Origin of the sequence: Flavobacterium sp. ZB4P23 (genome assembly GCF_003970375.1) — a bacterium.
In the GTDB taxonomy this organism is placed as follows: domain Bacteria; phylum Bacteroidota; class Bacteroidia; order Flavobacteriales; family Flavobacteriaceae; genus Flavobacterium.
Genome location: NZ_RYDK01000001.1, coordinates 480,589 through 505,186, shown reverse-complemented (window position 1 = coordinate 505,186; position 24,598 = coordinate 480,589). Strand labels below are relative to the sequence as shown.

The window sequence follows — 24,598 nt, the reverse complement described above, 5'->3', positions numbered from 1 at the left end:
ATTAAATAAATTTATCCCTTACATTTTGGGTTATATAAGCACTCAAACCTTTCCCTCTTTGAGCATTTGATTTAAGTTGATTCATATGATAGCTACCAGTTAAATATTCTGGATAAGTATATGCTTTTGGATTGCCCTTGAACCAAACAGTAATACTGTCGGTATTGATTTGGTAGTGGCTTATAGGTGAATTTCCACTTCTATTTAAGTATCTTTCCATAACTACATTTTTTGATATTCATAATCATTCCTAATGTTGGCTGAAAAATAAACTCCGTGTGAATCTGCATTCATCAATTCCTCATAAACATTTTCAGGAACATCAAAATATTGATAAACACCACCGTGTTTGAATTGCACTTCCAGGATTTCATTTTCTGCATCATAACCAATGGATGCCAAGTTTGAGGATTTTACTGACAGTCTTTTCATATTACTTGATTTTGTTATAACTATATTTTTCCTTGATTTCGTGTGTAAAATATACCCCTTGCGAAGGCACATTCATCAACTCTTCATACACATCTTCCTGCACATCAAAATACTGATAAACTGCTCCGTGGTGAAATTCAATCTCCAAAATATTGTTTTCTGCGTCATATCCTACCGAGGCAATATTTGAAGACGCTACTGGAATTCTTTTAATTCCGGAATTGCTATCTATTGCAATTATTGCGAGTAATTTTTTACCTAAATCAGTGGTGTAATATTTTTGGTTTTTGCTTCTGGGTTTATCAGGTATCGTTTGTTTCAACCAACCAATTTCTAGGAGTGGTTTTATATGATGATTATGATTTTTGGTGTTTTTGTAAAGCTCGATTTTCTCAAATATTTCATCATTTGATTTTGGCTCTGTACAAAAGTGTAAAACCTTTTTAATTGTATTATTAATCCTTGCTCTTATGGCTTCTCTGTCTTTGTCTCCCAATTCAGAGACAGAGAGACTAAGATAGCGATTTATATCTTTTATTTCATTGATTTTAAGAGTTTTATCTTCGTCTCTTCTTAGCTCATCTTGGGAGACTAAGATGGAATTTGCAAGTGGATGAATGGAAATAATACACAAAAAATAAGCATTGTTTTCATCCGTCTCAAAAATGGGCGGAGGCGAACCGTTTTCTTCTAAACTTTTGTGAATAATAGGCAATCCAGTTCCTCTGCCTTCCGTGAGTTTCAATTCCTTTAAAAATCCACCCATTTTGCGGTTTCTATAATCTCGTGCTACTACCCTTTGTTTATTTAGCATAGCTTGGGTAATAGGTGGCATAGGTCCAGGGAAACTCAATATTTCAATTTTATCTTTATGTATTTGAATCTCCACGGGATTTTCTCGTTCATAACTTTTATGATAAACCGCATTGACTACGGCTTCTTCTATGGCCTGAAAAGGATAGTTGAAAAAGCGTATTGATTCCGCTTGCCTAGCCGATTTAACCACCAATTCTTCTACAATATTGGTTTTAAAATACTGCAAAACATCCCTAATCTGCTGTACAATAGAGCCAGTGAATATTTTTTCGGTATAGTCTTTTCCAACCTCATTTTTATGGATAATCAAATCGATTTTCGCTCCTGAAAAGAATTTGTCTGGGTTTTCATTAAACAAAAGCAAACCGGCATTTGTAGGTCTCAACAGTTCCTCAGAACCTTTGGCTATCATTAGATGTCTGCATAATTCGGAGAATGGAATCTTTGTACTTTCTTCATACAAGGAGCTCATCACTTCTTTTAAATAGTTTTGAATCAAACGTAAATTCAAATCATTTAATTTGGCTGTTTGGTTGATTCGGTCATCAAATGGGATGCGTGCCGTGAGTTCAATGAGTCTTCTCTCGTCATCAGAACCATCTTTAACTTTTACCGTTTTCGAGCCACGTTTAATATACATTGCTCTTTCCGTCCTTTTTTCACTTAAACTAATTGGAGCTTTGTAGGGTCTGTTATCTCCAGCGGGAGCAAAAACAACTAGAATATGGATTTCATTAATTAAATAAGGTTGAAAAACAGGGATATAAACAGGGCTTAACTTATGAGCCAGCTCAATCAATTTTTTCTGGATGGCATCCAATTCTTGAACTTGTAAACCAATGGGTGGTAACTTGGCTTTTCCATTGTCTTCTTCTACTCCAATAATGAGATACCCGCCATCCCAATTGTTAATATCATTGGCATAGGCGCATAAAGAATGAATAATATCCTCCGGATTCCATCCTTTTTTTAACTCAATTCGATCCCATTCGACCGTATTGCCGTGCAGTAATTCATCTATGTTTATGGGTAATGCCATCGTATTTATTGTACCAAATTAAAATCTACTGCCAATCCATTTGGCAATTTTTAATCAATGCCATATTTCAAGCTATATATTCTAGTTCGTAAATAAAGTCTTTTTTAACTATTGTTACAATACCCACATTTAGTGATATTTTGACTTAAATTAAAGAATATAATAGTAAGCTAATTTTATAGGTAAGGGAACTTATGCCCAAAAGTGAAGGAAAACATTCAAAAACCAAGCTTAGAACCACTCCAAAAAAAAGAGGACACTAAATCCTCTTAACATTCTCTCTCAAAACTTTACGAAAACTCCATAGTACCTGCCAGTGAACGATTCATTCAACAGGAATTTCATTTTTCGTTCTATGGACGGAACGAAATTCTTGCTGTTAGCAGAAGCCATTATTTGATTTGAATAATCGTACTAATTAGCTGAAGTATGTTGCCTATTAAAAGTAAAAGAAACCCTTTTGGGCCAATTTTTTTGTTGTTAAAAGTTATTGAAGCCCATTTTTCAAGTTTTTCCGCATCGTCGAAAACAGTTGGAATTATTAGGCCTAAAATAAACGCAGGTAACAATAATGTTTGGGAAGTTTTATTACCCAAAAGTCCTGCTGCAATGAATGGACTAATTGTGATTAATGAGATCACCACACTTGCAATAAAACTGCTACCAGTCCAATTGGAAAATTGTACAAATTTTTTTATTGGTTTTTCCAACCATTTGGATCCATAAGCCTCAAGTGTGAGTGTAAATGTTCCGAAAATTTCGAACATAATTCCAGTAACGGTCAGTGAATATTGATTAAAAAAGGTCATAGTGAATTTGGTTGATGGTTTCTGCTAACTTGTATATAACATCAACAAGTAACGCTTTTTTTAAAGTTTTACCGTATTTCACGCTATATATTCTAGTTCGTAAATAAAGTCATTTTTAACTATTGTTACAATACCCACATTTAGTGATATTTGATCTAAATTAAAAACATAATACAAAGTTTATTTCAGATACAATAATGTATAAACAAAAAAAAGACACCTTACAGCATCTTTCATTATTTCTTTCGTCTATCCTTCCAACTATCACTATAATGCTTATCCCTCAAATGCTCATAAAACTTCCCTGTAACATAAAGACCTAAAATCCATATCACAATCACTCCTATAATTTCATACCACTTCATTTGCTGTATTCTTAAATTAAAAGAATGCAATAAATGATTTTGTATTTTAGAATGCTATGCAATTTGGAAAATTCAATATGCAATTTGGGAGAATTTAAAGAGTTAAAAAAAAATGCATAATAGCATCCTTTTTTAACTCTTTAAAATGTTAGTTATCTTAATCAAAATCTAATAATTCTCTTGGGTGTTTTCCAAGTCCTTTTGCTAAATCTAAAAGTGTTGTAAAAGATAAATTTCTTTTGCCATTTTCAATATCACTTATTGTGGCTTTAATAAGTTTATCACTATTTAAGGCAATATTATCTTGACTCAAATTTAAGTCAGTGCGAAGTTTCTTGATATGCAAACCGAATTTTTTTAACTTCTCTTCCTTATGTTTCTCCAACTATCGTTTTTAAACTAGTTCTTTCGTAGATTTTACCCCGGATGTAAGCACCGGCAATTATAACTGGTATTGCTATTAAAATTTCGTACCACTGCATTGTGATTATAAATTTGATTAAGACCTCAAACCTATAGTTTTATAATGGCAGCAACAAAAAGTATAGTATGTGATTCGCGAATTGAACACTTAAATTTTAGTGATGAAAAATCAATGCTTCGGACTTTGTAAAAAAATATTCTTATATTTTGTAAGGTTGTAAGTTTTTCATCGACTGATACTTCATAAACACGAGCGGGACGCATCGCACTAGAGCCGGTTTTACTTAATGCTCAAGCCAGGAGAGGATGGTTATTTATAAAAGTGAAAAGTTATTCCATATAGCCTTTGAATTCTTTGATTTCGAAAATTTCTTCAATATTTTTAGCATTAATTATTCTATTATTTAAATTTTCGAAATAAATAAATACATCATCTAATTGATTTAGGATAATATTCTCATTTAATTCGTTTGTAATTTGCTCTATCGAAAATAAAAGATAATGTCTCAGATGACTCGCTAATTGATTTAGATCAACACTTGTTTTGCCTTCATGAACTAATTCGTTTCTTATTTTATATATTCTTGTTAAGTGTAGATCTAATCTTTTTTGATGAAGCTCAATGTTTTCCTTAATCTTATGATTTGAATTAAAGTCATTAATATATCGACTTAGTCGTTTTTCTAATAATGGATCTTGATGTTCAAATTTAATTTTTTCCATTAAACCAATTTTAAGATCTTGTAATTCAATTTTAGTATCTTCTTTAGTATATTTTTTACTATCAGCTAAAACTAAAAGATAATTTACTCTTCTTTGCAAATAATAACAGCAACTTAATGCAACATAAAAATTTTTAATTCTTTTTATAGAGTCTTCATTACTATTTATTGCAGAAAATAATTGTTCGAAACCAATCCAGTAGTTTAAAATTTTATGTTCCATTTCTATAGAATCATTTCCGAGTTTATAAAAACGAATAGCTGATCTTAATTTTTCCCTTGCTGTGGTAGATTCAATATTTTTATAATTAAAAATAAATCTTGAGAACTCATCTTCATTATAATCATAATAGCCGTCTAATGAATCTTCTAATTTTTCCATTCGACATCTCTTTGTACTATCATGAAATACAAGTGCTTGATTTTCAAGTGTAATTTTGTTATCTGTCTGGTGTAAAATATTTATTTCAATTGTTTCACATATGATTTTATGCGCTAGTTTTAATGCTGACCAAAAGTCATGAGTGTTAACTTCAATCTTGAGGTAAACTTCATCTTCATCTAAAATTTTAAATTTAGAATTAATTAATTTTGCTCCTTTAAATTCTTGAGGAAGCTCTTCTATTTTAATTAATTCTTGTGATGCAAATTTAAAGTTCAAAATGTTTTCAGATTTTATTTTGAAGATGACACCATATTTTTCTGGTTCTTTCTCAAAAATTTGAGATAATTTTTCAATTGTTTTTTCGGTTGTTTCTCCGCTGTTAATTAGATCATTTGCTTTCCTTACACTATTACTAATGAATTTTCGTGAATATCCTTTATACAATAATTGTGAGATTAACCAACAAGCAAATCTGTCTACTTTGTGATAATTATTTTCTACGTTTTCTAAAAGCAATTCAGTAATTCGGATAAATAATTTTTGGGTAAAACTTTTATTTTCTTCTAGCAATGTTTTGCACATTAAAGAAATTGTTCTGTTGTTTTCTCCTTCTTTTCCTTTTATACATTTGTTTTCGATATTATCTTTTACTTGTTGTTTTGTATAAGTATTAAACTCAAACACTTCAGTTAAAATATCAATATCTAAAAATATTTTTATCTCTTTTCCAATAGAAGTTATTGTTGGGTCGTAGTTTTTTATTCTTTTTTTGTCGTAGTTGCTGAGACTTATCAATAATTCTTCAAAAATTGTATAAGGGTTATGAAGACTGACTCTATATGTGTCAAATGACTTTTTATTAAGTAATTCGAAGCATCTGCTAAAAAAATATTTTGTTAAAATGTTCATTTATTTAAAATAACTTATTTATGTTTGTACTATAAAATTTGATTTTTCTTTTTGAAATAATAATAGAAGACGGGAGATAGCGTCTGAAAACAATATCCGTTAGGAGTTATCAGTCCAATTCTCCCTGAAGAAATAAGCTCGGTTTTCATACCGGGCTTTTTTATTTACAATATTTTTGCTCATCTTGAAATGTATTTAAACTCATCATTCTTTATTTACCTACAATTCAAATATAGAAAAAAAACTACAAAATAATGGGTTAGTCACTTCGTAGTTTTTATAATTCTTGAAACACATATAATTCTTAAAGAGTTCATTGAGTTACGATATTTTTATTGACTTTAGGTCTTTTAAGAAATATTTAAAAAAGCAAAGTCATAGAATGCGGAGTGTAATCAACAAATTTATTTTTAGTTTCTTATTTACAATCATAGAGTGAAATTCTAAATTAGATTTGGGATAAAAAGCAATAGTTTGGTCAAGTGACGTATGAAAGCACGGTAAACAAAAAAGATGCCTCTCTGAGCATCGTTTTTATATAATCTTATTATTTTCTATAATTCTAATAATTTAAAAAATTCCGACAACTTGATATTTCTTGATTCGCAAATTTTTTTAAGAGTATTAACAGGAATATTATAATTTGATCCTTCGATATTAAGCGAAGTGTTTTTAATTTTTCTAACGATGCTTTCTTCAATATTATGATCCAATGCAAATGACCTCTGAGATTTATAAGGTTGAATCCAGTTACTGAAAATATAGTTACAAATAATGTTGCTAGTCTCTGTCATTAATAACAAAGAAAAGTCAATCAATAAAAAATAGCGCGTACTTTAGTACGCGTTTCAAAGTATTTTGTTATATTTGTTTTATCATTACGAATATGTAATGTATTTTTGCGACTCTTCATATAAAATATTTGAAGCATTCGCTTTGAATCTCGGCTCGAAACTTGGCAGTTTAAAACCACGAGATGATAAGTAAGATGCTCACGTCTATAGGCGTGGGCTCACTTATTCGTGGTAGGTATGCCAAGTACCAGAGACGTTTATGCTGAGTTCCATGCCTTTTTTATTTTCAATAGGCACTACTTAAGCTTAATTTTCTCAGCACCGCTTCATCCTTTTTCATAGTCTCGCAGCAGTTTTAAGCGCTAAAAAAACCATAACTATGAAATAAAAAAAAATACTATTTATTTAATGCCTGTGCTGTTTCTTTATTTTGAGTTAGTGTTTCAGTGCAGGTTCTTTTTTTGATTCAGATAAAGGAGCAAAGAAGTTATTATTGTTTTAAATTTTGAATTGTGATGAAGAGTGATGACAATAATGCAAAATATCAATCTTCCTTTATATAATTCTTACACCAAATTACCCTAGCAATACAACTGGATTTACAACATCTAAATTTTTACTATGAAATACTACAAACAAATACAAATAGGAATAATTATACTTTTTATAGCAACGATGTTCATGTGGTTTTATGGTTATAATAGCGTGAACTGAACTGATGTTAAAATTCACATCGTCAGGTGAATAGAGGTTATTAATTATTTTAAATTTTGAATTGGGTTAAAGAATTTAGAACGTAGAATATAGAGACAAGAACCTAGAATATAAATCTAATTAAAAATTATGCCTATGATAGAATAATAATATTGAGATTGCTTTGCTTCTCTCGGGTGCGTCGAACCTCGAAATGAGATTGCTTTGCTTCGTGCCTCGCAACGCCTCGCAATGACAAAAAAGGCCCTCCAACCGTCTGGACAACTGCATAGAGGACCAATGCTAACAAAACTAACGTTTCATTTAACTAAACCAAAATTATGAATATATTTTCATTTTACAAGGGATGGCCGGCGATTCCTTTGATTTTAGGGATTTGCTTATGCGATTTTCCTGCCCATGCCGCAACAATCAACCCTTCCGCTTTTGCGACGGTAACAAAAAAAATTATACCTCAACAGCAAGTGCAAGTCAGTGGTACTATCACTGATGGTACAAACCCTTTAGCCGGTGTGACCATTTCCGTAAAAGGAAAAGCTACAGCTGGAACTATTTCGGACTTTAACGGTAACTATACGCTAACTGCATCAGCAGACGATATAGTAGTCTTTAGTTTTATGGGTTTTTTAACCATTACAGAGTCTATAAACGGACGAAAAACAATCAACATACAATTACAAGAAGATGCGACCCAACTGCAGGAAGTGAAAATTAATGCGGGTTATTACAGTGTTAAAGAAAGCGAACGAACGGGGAGTATCGCTAAAATAACATCAAAGGACATTGAAAATCAGCCTGTAACGAATGTACTCGCAGCGATGCAGGGGAGGATGGCAGGGGTGAATATTACCCAGACAACAGGAACTCCAGGAGGAGGGTTTTCGGTACAGATCAGGGGATTGAACAGTGTTCGTGCAGCTGGGAATAACCCACTGTACATTATAGACGGCATACCGTATTCCACTGATGCTATTGGTAGTGGACAAAATGCTACCGGTTTCCCGAGCAGGCTTAGTCCGTTGAATAGTATCAATCCAGACCAAATAGACAGTATTGAAGTATTAAAAGATGCGGATGCTACTGCGATTTACGGTTCAAGAGGTGCAAACGGCGTTGTGCTGATCACCACCAAAAAAGGCAAGCAGGGTAAAACGAAATTTACTACCAACCTATCTACAGGTGCCGGATCCGTTACCCGTTTTATAGACCTTGTCAATACCGAACAATACATTGCCATGCGTAAGGAAGCATTCGTTAATGACGGGATTACCCAATATCCAGCAGCGGCCTACGATATCAATGGGACATGGAACCAAACACGTTATACCAACTGGCAGAAAGCATTGCTTGGCGGAACATCACTGATTAGTGAACTGCAATCTTCCGTTTCCGGTGGTAGTGCCCAAACACAATTTTTGATGAGTGGCAATTTTAATAAACAAACTACCATCTATCCTGGAGACTTTGTCTACAAGAAAGCCAATGTGCATTTGAATATTAACCATGAATCAGAAGATAAAAAATTCCATACTAGTTTTACCGCAGGTTATACTTTGCAGGATAACCACCAATCTCGGATAGACCTGAACACAACTGCCTTACAACTTGCTCCCAATGCTCCGGCACTTTATGGCGAAAACGGCGAACTGAATTGGGAAAACAGCACCTTTAATAATCCGCTTGCTAATTTTGTTGGAGGTTACAACGCCAAGACCCATGACCTTTTGGCAAGTTCACTATTGTCTTACAGGATTAGCGAAGCTTTTGAAATCAGATCTAATTTTGGATATTCGACCATTTACAACGACGAGGTGAACGGTCTGCCTTCAACTATGTTTGATCCTGCATCGGAAACGGGACCGGAATTTTCGACTTTGATAGTGGGTCGTAACACAAGAAAAACATGGATTGCAGAACCACAGATCAACTGGAAAAGGCAGTTCAAAAACATTGGGGTGGATGTACTGGTAGGAAGCACATTCCAGTCCCAAACTAGTGCACAGCTGGTGCAATTCGGACAAGGGTTTTCAAGCAATAGTCTCCTGTATAACATTGCATCAGCAACCACTATAACCATTTTTGCTAATGATGAAACGCAATATAAATATCAAGCACTATTCGGCAGGCTCAACCTAAACTGGAAGGAAAGGTATATTGTGAATCTTACGGGTAGGCGAGATGGATCAAGTCGTTTTGGCGCTGGAAAGCAATATGCCAACTTTGGTGCTGTTGGTGCGGCATGGCTCTTTTCAAAAGAACATTTTATGGGGTTGTTTCCTATACTAAGCTTCGGAAAAATCAGGGCTAGTTATGGTGTAACTGGAAATGACCAAATAGGGGATTACCAGTTTCTTGACACTTATGGTTCTACCGGAGTTAACTATGGAGGAACGATAGGCCTGCAGCCCACACGCCTTTATAACCCCGCCTTTGGGTGGGAGACCAATAAAAAGTTTGAGGTTGCACTTGAAGTCGGTTTTTTTAAAGATAGGTTCTTTTTAACGGCAGGATGGTACAACAACCGTTCTTCGAATCAACTTACCGGAATGCCATTGCCGGGAACCACCGGATTTACCGTATTGCAGTCGAACCTTGATGCAGAAGTAGAAAATAAAGGGACAGAGTTTACCTTGCGTACGGTTAACCTCGAGAATAGCGTACTTACTTGGTCTACAAATTTGAATCTGACGTTTGAAAAAAATACTTTATTGGAGTATCCAGATTTGGATACTTCTACATTCCGAAACACCTACGTAATTGGTGAACCACTTAACATCAAGAAAGTGTATCATTTTACGGGAGTTGATCCGCAAACTGGCATCTACACTTTTGAGGACAAGAACGGTGACGGTCTTTATACTACAAAAGACGATAAAACCGAAGTTCGGGACTTTAATCCTGAATTTTATGGCGGATTACAAAATACTGTAAAGTATAAGCACTGGCAACTTGATTTTCTTTTCCAATTTGTAAAACAGTTGAACTATAATGGTGACGCGGCGTATACCTTGCCGGGGAGCATGTTTAACCAGCCCGTCAGCGCATTAGACCACTGGCAACAACCGGGCGACATTGCCTCGCACCAAATTTATACTGATGGAAGCAATGCCGCTGCTGTAGTAGCTTATGATCGATATCTAGCTAGTGATGCTGTGATTTCGGATGCCTCTTATATCAGACTTAAGAATATTTCGATTGCGTATGACCTGCCGGAAAAGACCCTAAAGAATATGCGATGCAGGATTTTTATGGAAGGACAGAATGTACTGACTTTTACAAAATACCAAGGAGCTGACCCTGAATTTAAGTCAGTTGGTTATTTACCACCACTTCGAATTCTTACTGCCGGACTACAATTTACATTTTAATACTATGACTATGAAATACAATACCAGAAGTACGATATATATTTGGTGCCCTAAAAGCACCTTGCGCGGTCGTTTTTATTCGGCTATTTACATGATAATCCTAGCGATAACTTTTCAGGCTTGCGATGAGTTTGTTGCGGTCGATGTGCCCAAGAATCAACTTATTGCCAGTGGTGTTTTTGAGGAAAAGGCAACCGCCAATGCTGCCATGACTGATATCTATTCGAAAATTAGGGATTTTGGTCTGCTTACCGGAACACAGATGGGATTATCGCATACCTTAGGACTTTATGCCGATGAACTAGTGTTTTATGGTACTGCACAAAACGGGAATACTGCATTTTATACTAATACACTAGTTGCCTCTAGTATTGAAATCAGGAACATCTGGAATTTGAGTTATAACCAAATTTATGCTGCTAATTCAGTTATTGCAGGCGTTGCAGGAGCGGTCAAACTGCCGCAGTCTGACAAAGACGCATTAAAAGGAGAAGCTTTGTTTGTTCGCGCGCTGCTACATTTTTATCTCACGAACATTTATGGGGGGATTCCCTATATAACCACCACAGACTACGAGCAGAACAGAAAGGTGTCAAGAACCTCCGTGAACGCCGTTTATGATTTGGCAAAGGCTGATCTGAATGCCGCAATAGCTTTATTACCGAACACCTATAATGGCGCAGGACGCACTCGTCCCAATAAATTTGCAGCGTATGCCTTGCTTGCAAGAGTTTGTCTTTACGCAGGTGCGTGGGAAGAATCTTCAAATGCTGCCTCGGCGGTACTTAACAATACGGTACTCTATCCTTTTGAAACCGATCTTAATAAAATTTTCCTAAAGGAAAGCACTAGCACGATTTGGCAGTTAAGCCCAAAATCACCGACTGGCAACACTAATGAAGCCGCCACGTTTATCTTTACCAGCACACCTCCAGCATTGTCTGCCATGAACAAAGATTTGGTTTTGGCTTTCGAGGCTGGAGACCAACGAGCTGTCAAATGGGTGAAGATCATAACCAATGGGGGATCAAGATGGTATCATCCGTTCAAGTATAAAAAGAAAACAAATACAGGAACTGTTGAAAACAGCATCATTTTTAGGGTTGGTGAATTGTATCTTATTCGTGCAGAAGCAAGGGCACGAGCCGGAGAACTTATAGGAGCAAAAGGGGATTTAAATGTTATCCGTACTACTGCAGGTCTTGGAAATACAACAGCGTTAACACAGGAAGAACTTTTAACGGCCATTTTACAGGAGCGAAGAGTGGAACTGTTTACCGAATTTGGGCATCGCTTTTTTGATCTTAAGCGATTTAACCAAATCAATCCCGTGTTGTCTGCCAGTAAAAGCGGTTGGGATTCCACCGATGTTTTGTTTCCCATTCCCGAGACGGAAATTGATCTTAACGGTACTCTTGCGCCTCAAAATCCTGGTTACTAATGAAGACTATACTCCAACATAATTTTTTAATTTGCTTTTGTTTATTTTGGTTTTTTGTAACCGTATCGAGTTTCGGACAGGTCTCAAAAAACCACCCACTGACTGTCGCAGATTATCCTTAGTGGCATACACTGCGACAACATCAACTTTCAGACAATGGAAATTGGCTGAGTTATAAACTAGACTATGACGGTTTGCCCGATACTCTTTTTGTGAAGCATACTAAAAGTTCCAAGAGGTACACTTTTCCGAAAGGGTATAGCGATAGCTTTATAGGAAATAATGCATTTGGTTGTTTGGATAATAGCAAAACTTTTCATCTTTTGAACCTTAGCAATGGTGTTATACTTACAAAAAGCAATACCACAGCATTTGAGTATGTTAGTGGTAATATTCTTTTAATTAGTGATTTAGCAGAAACTAATGGAACTTTGACTTTAACTGATTTTAATCTTAAAGTACTTCAGGCTTACAGGGATGTTACCAGTTATGCCATAAGCCATGATCGAAAATCGGTGGCATTCACTACGAGTTCCGACACTAAAAATGCGGTCTATGTTATTAATTTGGATACGGGAACGGAAAAAAAGTTAGTGGTCGAAAGCACTACCCATTCCTTTACTAGTTTGACGTGGAGCGGGACTAAAGATTCGTTTGCCTTTATCAGTAATCCCACGGGTGCATTAAATCTGGGCGATGCCATAATGTATCATTACAGTGAAAAGGAAGCATTGCAAAGTGTTACCAGAGCAGAGGGAAGCTGGACTGAAAATTTTGAAATTGCATCTACTGACCTCTCCGGGATTCATGTATCGGATGACGGGGAACGTGTTTTGTTTATCCTGAAAGAGAAGTTAGTTAGCAGTGAAAAAGTAGCAGTATCAGAAGTGCAGGTATGGAATGGTGATGATGAAACATTATATCCTTATACTAAAGTGAGCAGGAAGTCTCCACAGCATTTGGGAATATGGTGGCCTGCTGATCATCGAATGATAGTAACCGGTAATGCCGATAAAGCGATTGCAATGGTAGGCGGGGCACAAAAGTTTATGCTTGCAAAATCATTTTCTAAATCACAGCCTTCGATAAAATACTATCCAGACAGCGATTATACGTTTACTGATTTTGAAACAGGACAGGAACATCCCTTTTTGAATCAGCAACCAGGAGAATCTGATTATTTCTATATGTCACCCGGCAATACTTTTATTGTTTATTTTAGGCATGGTCACTGGTGGGTGTATGATATTAGGGAAGGGACACATCTGAATCTTACCAAAAATATAAGAACGCAATTCTCTGAAGAGGACTATGATGAACCGGGCGCACCACCACCGTACGGCATTGGAGGTGTTACCATGGGGGATAAGACATTGCTACTTTATGACAAGTATGATGTTTGGGAAATAAATAGCGATGGCTCAGCCGCAAAAAAACTTACCAAAGGACGCACTACTGAAATTGTGTACAGACTGTCTGGTATTTACAGTGCCACCATTGCGATAAAATCGTGGATGATGCCACAGATTCCTATTGTTAATAGCAACAGCATGCTAGTGGAGGGAATTGCTTCTGATTTCAGTACTTCGGGCTATTATAAACTGAATAATTTCAAAATTCATACTATGACCACTGTTTCAAAGCGGTTGAAGCATCTTATAAAAGCAAAGTATTACGATTATTACACTTTTATACAGGAAGATTACAACAGCCCCTTAGAAATAATAGGAATGGAGGGAAGCGGGAAGACAAGTAGTATATTTAAGAGCAATAAGCAGCACTATCAGTATAATTGGGGTAAATCTGAGCTGATATCGTATCAAAATGAGAAGGGCAAAGCACTTAAAGGCATCTTGTTTTATCCTTTTGATTTTGATGTTGCTAAAAAGTATCCGATGGTGGTGCAGGTCTACCAAAAACAAAGCCAACTGCTGCATGCTTATACCAATCCCGGGCTTCATAACGGAAGTGGATTTAATAAAACAAACCTGACCAGTAATGGTTATTTTGTACTCTATCCTGATATTGTCTATGAAATGGGGAATCCCGGCTTTTCAGCACTAGATTGCGTGATATCCGCAACAAAAGCTGCAATTGCATCCGGATTTATTGATAAAGAAAATATTGGGCTGACAGGACATTCTTTTGGAGGCTACGAAACTAACTTTATTATTACGCAGACCAATATGTTTAAAACAGCAATAGCGGGAGCGGGCATATCTGATTTTGTAAGCAGTTATCTTTCTTATGGAGTAAGTTATAAAAGGCATGATGCTTGGCGGTTTGAAAATGACCAATTCCGAATGAAAAAATCGCTATTTGAAGATTGGGAAGGGTATAGGAATAACTCCCCTATAACATTTGCAGAGCAGGTAAAGACCCCTTTGCTTTCATGGGCAGGCGAAATAGACGCACAAGTAAATAAAGACCAGACTATGGCGTTTTACTTTGCATTACGAAAACTGAATAAGTTGCAGGTAATGCTGTTATATCCCGGAGAGGGACATGTATTGCAGGATAAGAAGAATCAAGAAGATCTTTCCAATAAATTAGTTGAGTGGTTTGATTATTATCTAAAAGGAAATGGAAGAAAGCCTGATTGGCTGAACCCTTAACAATTTACTTTAAATTAGAAATGCAGTTCCAAGAGGAACTGCATTTCATTTTAACTATTCTTCAATGCGGTACAGTTCCACCGGACAATCTGCGTCCGACGGGTTTACTTTACCCCATAGTTGAGCACCTCCATTCGTACAGATCGTTCCCGTGTCATCAGTGTCACATAATGTGCTTGTCTGACATTTTGTTTGCGCGGAAATAAATTTGTACCCAGTTACTTGTGAAAGGGCTTCTGTGCTGCTCATTGATGTTGTAGTAAATGCACCACCAACACCCAGAACGATTACTGCCAAAGGCATCATCATTTTTTTTAAAAAAATTGTTCTCATAATAAAAATATTTAATGGTTATGATTTACTCTTTTACAGGTTTTCAATCTTACCCCTGAACACCGGCCAGTATATATTGTTGTTTAATTTTTAGGAATGAGGTGATCTAGAAATTCATAGCATACCAAATGATTATTAATTAATGCAAATAAATGATTGTCGACAACAATGAAACTTCTCATTTTTTTGTTTTTGATATGATACACGTAAAAACTAGATTGGTAGCTTTTCTTTATCAGGTCGTATATATCTATTATACTTGCGTTTTTCCAAACACTTTGAGCATCATATTGTCCGGGTAGAAGCGAGTTGACATACAGGTAATTGCCACTGACGGTACTACTTTTATTTACAACAAGTGCCCGTTTTGCTAATTTAGTGACCTTGCTTTTTCCGACTTCGGCAATTTCTAATTGAGCTCTTGAAATGGTATCTATGGTATTGCCACGATATTGCAATACCAGATTTCTGTCTGCAACACTATATTGATTCCGATATCGATAAACATATACTATTTTATCCAGATTGGTATTAAAATGGAGGCTGCCATCAGTATCAAAAACACCATCGATTTGTTTCTGCAGAATATCTGGGGCATATCTAACTGCCAAACTATCTGATGTGTTAAGAATGCCAAGTAGGTTTTCTCCTGATTGAGGCGATTTATATCGAACCGTTAGATTTATAGAATCTGTGGGTTCTGCCTGTGAGAAACGAACACCGGAATTAATCTTTAGTGTCGCGATCCAATTAGAAATACTTCCTTTAAATACATAAGGAACTGCTCCCTCAAACACAAAGAAGCTTTGATTGAAAACACGGATTTTCGGAACTCGAAAAGGCATGTCAGTTTGGTTTAAAATGATTTTGTGAGAGGTTGTAGTTTTGGTTTTTAAGTCGAATATTGTAATTAGAAGTGGGGCAGTACGATTGCCTAAATATATTTTTCCGTTTCCTGTTCCGGCAAAATAGTAGGAGTTGTATAAAAGATCTATTTTATATCTTTCCTGTGCGGCATGTTGCGGAAAGCGACGGGTGAAATTATTGTGATATTGGATGATGTTTTCTGACAGCAGGAATAGTATCACTATTATAGTGCTTCCTGCAGCAGCAGTTATTATCAATACCCAAATTTTTCTTTTAGTGTTTATTGTCGGGCTGATCCCTCTGTTTTTGCAGTTTGTAGGTTCGTAAATAACCGCTACAGCCAATAGTGCGACGAATATTAAATTAAAAACCAGATGTTGGTTCCATGTCATTTTTTCAATGATGCCACCGCAAGAGCATGGAATGTAGGCACTGAAATTTAAAATTATGTAGATATAGGTTGTAAACATCATCATTAATGCAAAAGCAGACAGCAGTCCAAAAAATCTAAATTTAGGAGTGAACAGTACAATTGCAATTAGGATTTCAATCACAGGTACCAGAATTGCAATCCAAGCTGCAAATGCACTTAGTAGTGGCGACTGTCCAAGTTGGATTCGGAAGTTCTCAAAATCGATTAGTTTGCTGCTTGCAGCGTACATGAAAAGAAGCGCTGTAAAGAAGCTAATAATGAGAACGAAATTGCTTTTAAAGTTTTGGATCTTGCTCATTTTAGTAATTTTGATATTGTAAAGTTGCAACTGTTATTTTGGTTGACTTATGCAAATCAGGCTTTTCGTTATACTAAAAGGAAACTTCCATAAAAACAGGGTTCTCTTTACTCAGATGGACGGTTGAGGTCGCTAGGAGCATAGCCATAATGCTTTTTGAAAGCCTTATAAAAGTTTAAGTAGGCGCTAAAACCACATATAAAGGCAATTTCCTTCAAAGGGATTTCAGTCTTCTGAATGAGTAGATGGGATTTCTTAAGGCGTTCCAAATGATAAAAATTGTAGACGCTAGTATTGAAATACTTACGGAAACCTATCTTTAGCTTGTGCTCTTCAGACGCAAACATAGCAGCCAATTTTTTTAGGGTAGGAAGGGGCTCTTCCAAGTGATTTAAGATGTAATCATAAATACTTTGCATTACCACAGCTTCGGATTGTTTTTTTGGATTTGTTTTTATTACAAACGTTGCGTCTGACGACAGTTCTTGCAAGATGGTAGTAATTGAGTTTACGATTATTTTGTCACTGTAGTGTAGCCGTGATATGGTGCAAAAAGTTGGAAGTAATTTATTATTACCCGTTATAAAAATTAGCGGAACGGTGCTGTGGTAATTATCATCAAGTGAGGCTTCTATCTTTTTTTTATTCCAAATACTGAAGGACTGTGGCGCAATAAGCTTTCCAAAGTCAACTTGAAATAATTCTTCGGATTCGTAGTATAGTGCTTGTAGAGCGTGTGTATTAAAATTGCGGATAATAAAGTTATCGTCTAAAATAAATGTAGTTTGTACTAAGTTTTGATAACTGTAATGCGGGTTAACAGAACCTGATCGGAGTATAATATCATGCATCTGTCCAGCAAGAGTGTTAAGCATTTCAGAGAGTTTATCAACTTCGTCGTTTTGGTCTGTTTTGATAATTCTGAATGAGAGGTTGCCGGTTGCCATTTCAAAAAGCATTTGGTAAATCACCTTAATCCGTTGTTGGTTTTGTTGCGTATCCATTGTGTTGTATTAGTGAAGATTTGTCGGAATGGAGTGGGGAAGTGGAGACAAAATTATATAATACAATTCTCTAAATCAAGAAGTATAGTGTGCAATTCGGGAATTGAATAGGTGTTTTTTAGAGAAAAGTGAGTGGTGTCCTTCGACAAGCTCAGGATGACAGGGAATAGTGAGAAGTGATTGACGAAATGATTTTTAATTTCATAATCAAAGAGTAATTCTCGATGCGTTCTATAGTTGAGGTATGGAATAATAGGAATTATTGTAGTTTGTTTATTAGGTCTTTACGAGATATAGAAGGTTTTTGAGTTTAAGAACAGGTTATAATTAAGAGGGGGGAGGGATAAGAAAGATGCTGATGAGGTGTCTTTATTTGTGTATATTTTTTGTTTTTTTGATATTGATAAAATTGTAAAAATAGTAATAACATCATCCTTTTCAACTTCTGATTTAAGAGCATTTGCGAAAGCGATATTGAGTTAGCAAAATTGATTCTTTCAACAATAAAACGTTTTGATTTACTAATTGATTTTTTACAAGCTGAGGAAGATTCTGAATATCTAGAAATAAGTTTGTATCAGTATTTTAATTTAGAAAATTCTGAAGAATTAATCAAAGAAACTAAAATGCTCCCTCTTTAATTACTTAGAATTAAGACTGAAAATAACGGGTTCAAGTTTAAAGTAGAAGATGAAAAATCAAAATTATTCTTAAATTCATTAGTCTCATGTGAAATAATAGAAGTGGATGTTTTTTTAAATTTAAGAAATTTTTTAACACCTGCTGCTTTGGCGACTTGCTTCACCGCCTATTGCACGCCTCGTTGACTGTAGCGATTGTCAAAATCCCCTCCAGCTCCAGAAGCCAAAAACCTGCGAAAAATAGCTGACAGCTAATAAGTTTTTTTCTATGTTGAAGACAGCGGAGAAGATCGCTTACACCTGAGATATCATTGTTAAATATTTAACCTTACAAAAAGGTTTTTATGGGACATAAGTAATAACCATGGTATAATGTCGTATTTTAAAATCAGGATAAAATCATGTAAAAATCTGATTTAAAGCTGTTTTACTTAAAGTTAATTCTTTTGACTTTACGACTTTTAAACTTTCGACTTACTTAATAGTATTAGAAACGAAGATCTTCCTTATTTAACTGTTCATTTTACAGTAATTGTTTTTTTAATTTTTTAAAGAAAGGATTATTCATTAGCTTAATTTGATCAACAACCAAACGGGCTATAGCCAAAGCTCCTTTTCTACTTAAATGTGTGTCATCAGACTTTCCCTCTGGATAATAGGAATTCTCACCGGGTTTAAAATGCAAATGTAGCGCTTTCGATTTTTCGGGACCATAAGAGGTTTCAAGTAATTCTGAATAATATTCTAAATCCACAAAAGGCACATTGTACTCTAGGGCTACCAAACGAGTTTCAAACGGATAATCACCATGCGTTCCGACTAATACTCCATTTTCATTAAAATTTCTTCTGGCAATTGATGAAAACAAAATTGGAATTGCCCCTTTTTTTCTGCTTTCATTTACAAACCGAATGATGTTATGTCGATACGTTGTATGTGGATTTGTATACCGAGTAAAATCGGTTAATTTTTCATCATTATGCCCAAATTGTATAAAAACATAATCTCCCGGTTTTAAAACCTTAAAAACTGCTTCCCATTTTTTCTCATCAATAAAACTGCGTGTACTTCCGCCATTTACCGCTCGATTCTTTATAATTACATTCGAATTAAAAAACAGACGCAATACCTGTCCCCAACCGGTTTCTGGGTTTTCTTCCGGTTTTATTTTATCAGCCATCGTAGAATCACCAATAGTATAAATTGTAGTTTTTTGAGACAGTCTGTTTAAGGAAATTAACAACGTCAAAGTAATAATAGGTTTCATAAAAATTATTTTTTTTTAATATATTACTTTGCAGCAGTAAGAATTGTACCTCTCTCACCAATTACAACTTCATTAAAAGTTACATTTTTAGTAGTAGTAAGGCTCAATCCGTTTTTAGCTCATTGTATTATAAAACGGTTCAAATTAACGTTTTCTACTTTTTATCGGGGTATCCTTCTATTACAATTCCCGTGTTGGTGGCTTCAGTGCAACTGATATTAAAGGAATATCCGAATTTAGACGGAAATAATCCGCTTCCTACTCCATGTTATTGGCAGTGATGTAAATGCAGTCTTCCATGTCCTAAAAGAAATATTGGACAAAAATATATATTTAAAATAGCGCGCTCGATCTCTATTTGTTTTAATTTAAATTATCTCTTTTTAAATATCCACTCGCTTTACAGTAATCAACATACATATTTCGAACTCCGGCCATCATTTCACTTCCTATTACAATCGCATGCAGTCTTTTGAACTGGTAATTTCTTATTACGATATTTCCAAAAGGAGTTGCTGAAGTGCTACGTCATTAGTCATCTCTACCAAATTTCAGGGCTTGTCCACGGTATTGTCTCGAAAAATTCTAGCGATATCACTCAGTCATAAACAGATCAAAAATCGACTTTAAGTCAAAATAGCTGATGTTTTTTGATGGTCTGTTTAATATTTGCTCTTTTTTTACTATTGTAAAATCGTATCAATCTCATCTAATTCATCTTTGGAGAAAGTAAGATTCTGCAGACTGTCAATATTGTAATTGAGTTGTGCAATTGAACTAGCTCCAATTAATACTGAGGTAATACGATTATCTTTTAACAACCAAGCCAAAGCCATTTGTGCTAAAGATTGGTTTCTTTCTTGCGCAATTAAAGTCAATTGAATAATTCTCAAAATTTTTTCCTCCGAAACTTCTTCAGTTTTTAAATGACCATTAGGATTAGAGGCACGAGAGTTTTTCGGAATCCCTTTTATATATTTATCAGTTAAAAGTCCTTGGGCTAAAGGTGAAAAAGCAATACAACCAACTCCTTTTTCTTCCAGAATGTTTAATAATCCGATTTCCGGATTTCGCTCAAACATTGAATATTTGACTTGATGAATCAGACAAGGTGTTCCCAATTGCTTTAGAATATCGACAGCGTCTCTGGTCTGTTCCGGATTATAATTAGATATCCCAGCATACATAGCTTTTCCGCTTCGAACAGCATAATCCAAAGCCATCATGGTTTCTTCCAATGGTGTTTCAGGATCATAACGATGAGAATAGAAAACATCTACATACTCCAAATTCATCCGCTTCAAACTCTGATTCAAACTGGACAATAAATACTTACGGGAACCCCAATCGCCATAAGGACCCTTCCACATAGTATAACCGGCTTTGGTCGAAACTACAATTTCGTCACGAAGATTTCCATGAAAATTCTTCTTTAAAATTTTACCAAAAGTAATCTCAGCAGAGCCCGGATCCGGACCGTAATTATTGGCTAAATCAAAATGTGTAATTCCTTTATCAAAAGCAGCCTTAGCAATGCCTTCTGCATTTTCGAAACTATCTACCGACCCAAAATTATGCCATAATCCTAAAGATATTTGCGGTAATAATAAACCACTTTTTCCGCATCTGTTGTAATCCATATTTTTATCTAAAATAGTTTATAATTAAGAGACAAATTTATTGTTTCTTTGAATCAAATTTGAATAATAAATTCACTTATTTATTTTGAAAAGTTACAAAATTCACCATGCTAGAACGAAACCTAAAAAGGCTTGATTCATTTTATTATTTATCATAAATTGTTTTATTTAGTACTGTTTTTAGATGACTATGAATAGTTTCAATTTTTTTACTGATTTGATTAGCCGCTTTTAAATTTTTGCTTTTAATTTTTATTTCTATAGAAAAATCATTTTCTCTTTTCGAAACAAGCTTAACGGTAAACATTCCATTTGGATAATATACTCTCAAGCCATCCGTTTCTTCCATTAAATACAGATCGAATTCCCCTTTTAACCAATTGATAAATTGATCATAAAATTCAGTTTTTTCTACCTTTGCATATCTGGTAAAAGTATGAAATGGTGCCTCAAAAGAAATATTCATTTTTTAAATACATTTTTTAATTTCGTTGATAAATTTTATTGCCAGTTCGTCTGCCTCATCTTCGGAAATACTTTCGGTATAAATTCGAATAATAGGTTCTGTACTAATCGTATCTTCACAAATTCTGGCATCTCTTCCAATAATTAGTGAAATTTTTTTTAATATTTTGCTGCTTTAACTAGATACCATAAGCTGCTGCAAATTTTATAGCATTTATTGGAGTCAAATTATCATTAACTATGCCTCCAATAGTTCCTGTAATTCCTGAAATCGATTTTATTGATGCCATTTTATCATTTACTTAAAATTCCCATCTAACAAATGCTTCCATTGCTGCATAATGTGACAATCCTAATTCATCATACAAATTGGCAGTTTCTTTATTTCTATCCTCGGCTCTTTGCCAAAACTCTCTGCTGTCTGCTCCTTGAAACACGACACCATCTTTTTGGGATTGATGCTTAAATATCCCTTTTCGTTTTTCCAACACTTGGTCTGGCCCCATCGGTACAGCCATTTCGATCTCGTCAATTCCCCATTCTTGCCAAGCCCCTCTGTATAACCAAACCCAACAATCATTCATGTACTTTTTAGGTTTTAAACGTTTTATAGCTTCAAAAATAGCATCTAAACATACTTTATGGGTTCCGTGTGGGTCTGCCAAATCACCTGCTGCATAAATTTGATGTGGTTTAATTTTCTCGATGAGATCCATCGTGATTTGAATATCTGATTCTCCTATTGGGTTTTTCTCAATAGTTCCTGTTTCATAAAACGGAAGTTCCATGAAATGAATCTGCTCTTCTGGAATACCAACATAAAAACTGGTTGATCGTGCCTCACCTTTTCGAATTAAACCTTTGATGTATCTTACTTCGGCGATATCAACCTCACTCGCTTTTTTGTTCTTTAGGAATGTTATTGCTTTTTTATAAATATTTTCTGCCTCAGGGCTTTTGATACCGAACTTATCATTATAATCACAAACAAAGCTTGCAAATCGTAGCGCTTCATCATCAGCTACTGCTATATTACCGGAGGTTTGATAACCAATATGTACTTCATGTCCTTGTTCATGCAATCTCTTGAATGTGCCACCCATACTAATAATATCATCATCTGGATGTGGACTAAAAATAAGCACACGCTTTTTGGCAGGCTCTGCACGTTCTGGTCGTTTGCTGTCATCGGCATTGGGTTTACCTCCTGGCCATCCTGTTATAGTATTTTGAAGCTTGTTGAACATTTTTATATTAATGTCGTAAGCTGGTCCTGAATCGGCTAATAAATCACTCATGCCATTTTCAATATAATCAGCATCTGTAAGCATTAAAATAGGTTTTTTCAAATGAAGGGCTAAACCCAATGTCGCTTTCCTTATAAGTTTATCTGTCCATACTATTTTTTCGACTAACCAAGGCGTATTAATTCGGGTTAATTTTGAGGAGGCTTTCCTATCTAAAACAAAGGTGGCGTTTGTATGTTCTTGCAAAAATGAAGCCGGTACTAAATTTGTAACTGTACCTTCTACCGATGCTTTTATAATATTCGCTTTTCCTTCTCCCCAAGCCATAAGAATCAATCTATTTGCTTCCATAATCTTTTTAACTCCCAATGTAATAGCTGTTCTAGGAGTATGATCTAAGCCAGAAAAGTCACTACTTGCAGCTACTCTTGTAATATGATCTAAAGCTACTAATCGTGTTTTAGAATTTTGTAAAGATCCTGATTCATTAAACCCTATATGACCGTTTCCTCCAATTCCTAAAATTTGTAAATCTATTCCTCCAAGAGCTTCAATTTTGGCTTCATATGTGGCACAATAATTCGCTATTTCTTCTTTTGACAATGTTCCATCCGGAACATGGATGTTTTCCGGTAAAATATCAACTTGATTAAATAACAATTCTTTCATAAATCGCACATAGCTATTTATGGAATCTCGCTCCATAGGATAATATTCATCTAAATTGAATGACACTACATTTTTAAAACTTAATCCTTCTTCTTTGTGTAAGCGCACTAGTTCTGAATACAATCCTTTCGGGGAAGAACCTGTGGCCAACCCCAATATACAAGGCTGTTTTTGGGCTTGTTTAACTTTTATCAAATCTGATATTTCTTTAGCTACAGCTTTAGAGGCAGCTACTGAATTTTCATAAACTACGGTTCCTATATTCTCAAACCGCTTTTCGAAACCTGTGGCTTTATCAATATTACTATTTAACATGGCTTAATTTTTATAATTTATTTTTAATTTTATTGATATTTCCCAAAATATTATCTAACACTCAGGATGTATAGAATTCTTGACTAAATGATTTTTTATATTTTGAACATGAAAAAATTTAATGTTTTCAGGTTGTTTTATTATCAAGCTTTCTTTAAATGAACCTTGTTCCAACTTAATTCTAGGGAGTGATCGTCTATAATAAGTAACAAATAATGGTGTTTTCATTTCTTCAAAGACATTATTTACAAGTAAATATTCTTCATACGTTGATTTCATTGTTTTCGAAATACAACAAATTTTGCCTGATGCAACAACTTTTAGAGCATAATAGCAATGAGAATCTGGCGGAGTTGCTATACATAAAGAGTCGACTTCAGGATCATTTATTAAATCATCCACATCTCCATAAAACTTAAGAACACTGTCCTTAATTGCATAATCTTCGGCTTTTGAAATATTGCGCTGCATGACTGCATGTAACTCAAAACATTCTACTTTTTGATAGGCAGGACCGCTTCTGAGTTCTGTTACATTTCCGCATCCAATAATCCCCCATTTATACTTTTTTCTCAAACATATTGACA

At 34.9% G+C, this 24,598-nt stretch carries 17 protein-coding genes and 1 pseudogene; 3 read left to right on the top strand and 15 right to left on the bottom strand.

Annotation, left to right across the window (positions count from 1 at the left end):
• Position 1: 1 nt before the first annotated feature.
• The 6 genes from EKL99_RS02070 to EKL99_RS02045 all read right to left on the bottom strand — a co-directional run bounded on the left by EKL99_RS02070 (position 2) and on the right by EKL99_RS02045 (position 5,900).
• A complete protein-coding gene (locus tag EKL99_RS02070; RefSeq protein WP_126576306.1) occupies positions 2-220 on the bottom strand; it encodes a hypothetical protein in 219 nt (72 codons plus the stop codon).
• A 2-nt stretch (positions 221-222) separates the two neighbouring features.
• The gene (locus EKL99_RS02065) at positions 223-432 is read right to left on the bottom strand and encodes a KTSC domain-containing protein (protein WP_126576305.1); all 210 of its coding nucleotides are present in this window, start codon (positions 430-432) and stop codon (positions 223-225) included.
• 1 nt (position 433) lies between these two features.
• A complete protein-coding gene (locus EKL99_RS02060; protein WP_197037195.1) occupies positions 434-2,287 on the bottom strand; it encodes a KTSC domain-containing protein in 1,854 nt (617 codons plus the stop codon).
• 392 nt (positions 2,288-2,679) lie between these two features.
• Positions 2,680-3,096, bottom strand: a complete 417-nt coding sequence (locus EKL99_RS02055) for a hypothetical protein (protein ID WP_126576304.1) — start codon at positions 3,094-3,096, stop codon at positions 2,680-2,682.
• 522 nt (positions 3,097-3,618) lie between these two features.
• Positions 3,619-3,846, bottom strand: a complete 228-nt coding sequence (locus EKL99_RS02050; protein ID WP_126576303.1) for a helix-turn-helix domain-containing protein — start codon at positions 3,844-3,846, stop codon at positions 3,619-3,621.
• Between the two features lie 368 nt (positions 3,847-4,214).
• Entirely contained in the window at positions 4,215-5,900 is a 1,686-nt protein-coding gene (locus tag EKL99_RS02045) for a hypothetical protein (RefSeq protein ID WP_126576302.1), read from the bottom strand.
• Positions 5,901-7,728: 1,828 nt separating this feature from the next.
• On the opposite strand from EKL99_RS02045, the gene EKL99_RS02035 reads away from it, so the two are divergent.
• The 3 genes from EKL99_RS02035 to EKL99_RS02025 all read left to right on the top strand — a co-directional run bounded on the left by EKL99_RS02035 (position 7,729) and on the right by EKL99_RS02025 (position 14,832).
• Positions 7,729-10,776, top strand: coding sequence for a SusC/RagA family TonB-linked outer membrane protein (locus EKL99_RS02035; protein ID WP_126576300.1), 3,048 nt, complete (start codon positions 7,729-7,731; stop codon positions 10,774-10,776).
• Positions 10,777-10,786: 10 nt separating this feature from the next.
• Complete coding sequence (locus EKL99_RS02030; protein WP_231507356.1) at positions 10,787-12,217, top strand: RagB/SusD family nutrient uptake outer membrane protein; 1,431 nt, start codon at positions 10,787-10,789, stop codon at positions 12,215-12,217.
• Between the two features lie 323 nt (positions 12,218-12,540).
• Positions 12,541-14,832, top strand: coding sequence for an LpqB family beta-propeller domain-containing protein (locus tag EKL99_RS02025; RefSeq protein ID WP_148106055.1), 2,292 nt, complete (start codon positions 12,541-12,543; stop codon positions 14,830-14,832).
• 54 nt (positions 14,833-14,886) lie between these two features.
• Here EKL99_RS02025 and EKL99_RS02020 read toward each other — a convergent pair whose 3' ends face one another.
• The 9 genes and pseudogenes from EKL99_RS02020 to EKL99_RS01985 form a co-directional block, all read right to left on the bottom strand.
• Positions 14,887-15,165: a DUF6520 family protein gene (locus EKL99_RS02020; RefSeq protein ID WP_126576298.1), complete on the bottom strand. Its 279-nt coding sequence runs from the start codon at positions 15,163-15,165 to the stop codon at positions 14,887-14,889.
• 83 nt (positions 15,166-15,248) lie between these two features.
• Positions 15,249-16,763 (bottom strand): MauE/DoxX family redox-associated membrane protein, encoded by a 1,515-nt coding sequence (locus EKL99_RS02015; protein ID WP_126576297.1) that lies wholly within the window; start codon positions 16,761-16,763, stop codon positions 15,249-15,251.
• A gap of 107 nt (positions 16,764-16,870) precedes the next feature.
• The gene (locus EKL99_RS02010) at positions 16,871-17,767 is read right to left on the bottom strand and encodes a helix-turn-helix domain-containing protein (protein ID WP_126569097.1); all 897 of its coding nucleotides are present in this window, start codon (positions 17,765-17,767) and stop codon (positions 16,871-16,873) included.
• Positions 17,768-18,931: 1,164 nt separating this feature from the next.
• Entirely contained in the window at positions 18,932-19,675 is a 744-nt protein-coding gene (locus EKL99_RS02005; protein ID WP_126576296.1) for a rhamnogalacturonan acetylesterase, read from the bottom strand.
• A gap of 683 nt (positions 19,676-20,358) precedes the next feature.
• Entirely contained in the window at positions 20,359-21,315 is a 957-nt protein-coding gene (locus EKL99_RS02000; RefSeq protein ID WP_126576295.1) for an aldo/keto reductase, read from the bottom strand.
• 145 nt (positions 21,316-21,460) lie between these two features.
• Positions 21,461-21,781, bottom strand: a complete 321-nt coding sequence (locus EKL99_RS01995) for a hypothetical protein (protein WP_126455265.1) — start codon at positions 21,779-21,781, stop codon at positions 21,461-21,463.
• A gap of 105 nt (positions 21,782-21,886) precedes the next feature.
• Positions 21,887-22,070, bottom strand: a pseudogene (locus EKL99_RS14585) (phosphoglucosamine mutase); the annotation flags it as partial.
• 12 nt (positions 22,071-22,082) lie between these two features.
• Entirely contained in the window at positions 22,083-24,011 is a 1,929-nt protein-coding gene (nagB, locus tag EKL99_RS01990; RefSeq protein WP_126576294.1) for a glucosamine-6-phosphate deaminase, read from the bottom strand.
• Between the two features lie 54 nt (positions 24,012-24,065).
• The gene (locus EKL99_RS01985; RefSeq protein ID WP_231507355.1) at positions 24,066-24,587 is read right to left on the bottom strand and encodes a Gfo/Idh/MocA family protein; all 522 of its coding nucleotides are present in this window, start codon (positions 24,585-24,587) and stop codon (positions 24,066-24,068) included.
• Between the last annotated feature and the right edge of the window lie 11 nt (positions 24,588-24,598).

Coding starts and splice junctions, on each gene's coding strand:
- EKL99_RS02070 (WP_126576306.1), bottom strand. CDS start 220: ATGGAAAGATACTTAAATAGAAGTGGAAATTCACCTATAAGCCACTAC.
- EKL99_RS02065 (WP_126576305.1), bottom strand. CDS start 432: ATGAAAAGACTGTCAGTAAAATCCTCAAACTTGGCATCCATTGGTTAT.
- EKL99_RS02060 (WP_197037195.1), bottom strand. CDS start 2,287: ATGGCATTACCCATAAACATAGATGAATTACTGCACGGCAATACGGTC.
- EKL99_RS02055 (WP_126576304.1), bottom strand. CDS start 3,096: ATGACCTTTTTTAATCAATATTCACTGACCGTTACTGGAATTATGTTC.
- EKL99_RS02045 (WP_126576302.1), bottom strand. CDS start 5,900: ATGAACATTTTAACAAAATATTTTTTTAGCAGATGCTTCGAATTACTT.
- EKL99_RS02035 (WP_126576300.1), top strand. CDS start 7,729: ATGAATATATTTTCATTTTACAAGGGATGGCCGGCGATTCCTTTGATT.
- EKL99_RS02030 (WP_231507356.1), top strand. CDS start 10,787: ATGAAATACAATACCAGAAGTACGATATATATTTGGTGCCCTAAAAGC.
- EKL99_RS02020 (WP_126576298.1), bottom strand. CDS start 15,165: ATGAGAACAATTTTTTTAAAAAAAATGATGATGCCTTTGGCAGTAATC.
- EKL99_RS02015 (WP_126576297.1), bottom strand. CDS start 16,763: ATGAGCAAGATCCAAAACTTTAAAAGCAATTTCGTTCTCATTATTAGC.
- EKL99_RS02010 (WP_126569097.1), bottom strand. CDS start 17,767: ATGGATACGCAACAAAACCAACAACGGATTAAGGTGATTTACCAAATG.
- EKL99_RS02005 (WP_126576296.1), bottom strand. CDS start 19,675: ATGAAACCTATTATTACTTTGACGTTGTTAATTTCCTTAAACAGACTG.
- EKL99_RS02000 (WP_126576295.1), bottom strand. CDS start 21,315: ATGGATTACAACAGATGCGGAAAAAGTGGTTTATTATTACCGCAAATA.
- EKL99_RS01995 (WP_126455265.1), bottom strand. CDS start 21,781: ATGAATATTTCTTTTGAGGCACCATTTCATACTTTTACCAGATATGCA.
- nagB (WP_126576294.1), bottom strand. CDS start 24,011: ATGTTAAATAGTAATATTGATAAAGCCACAGGTTTCGAAAAGCGGTTT.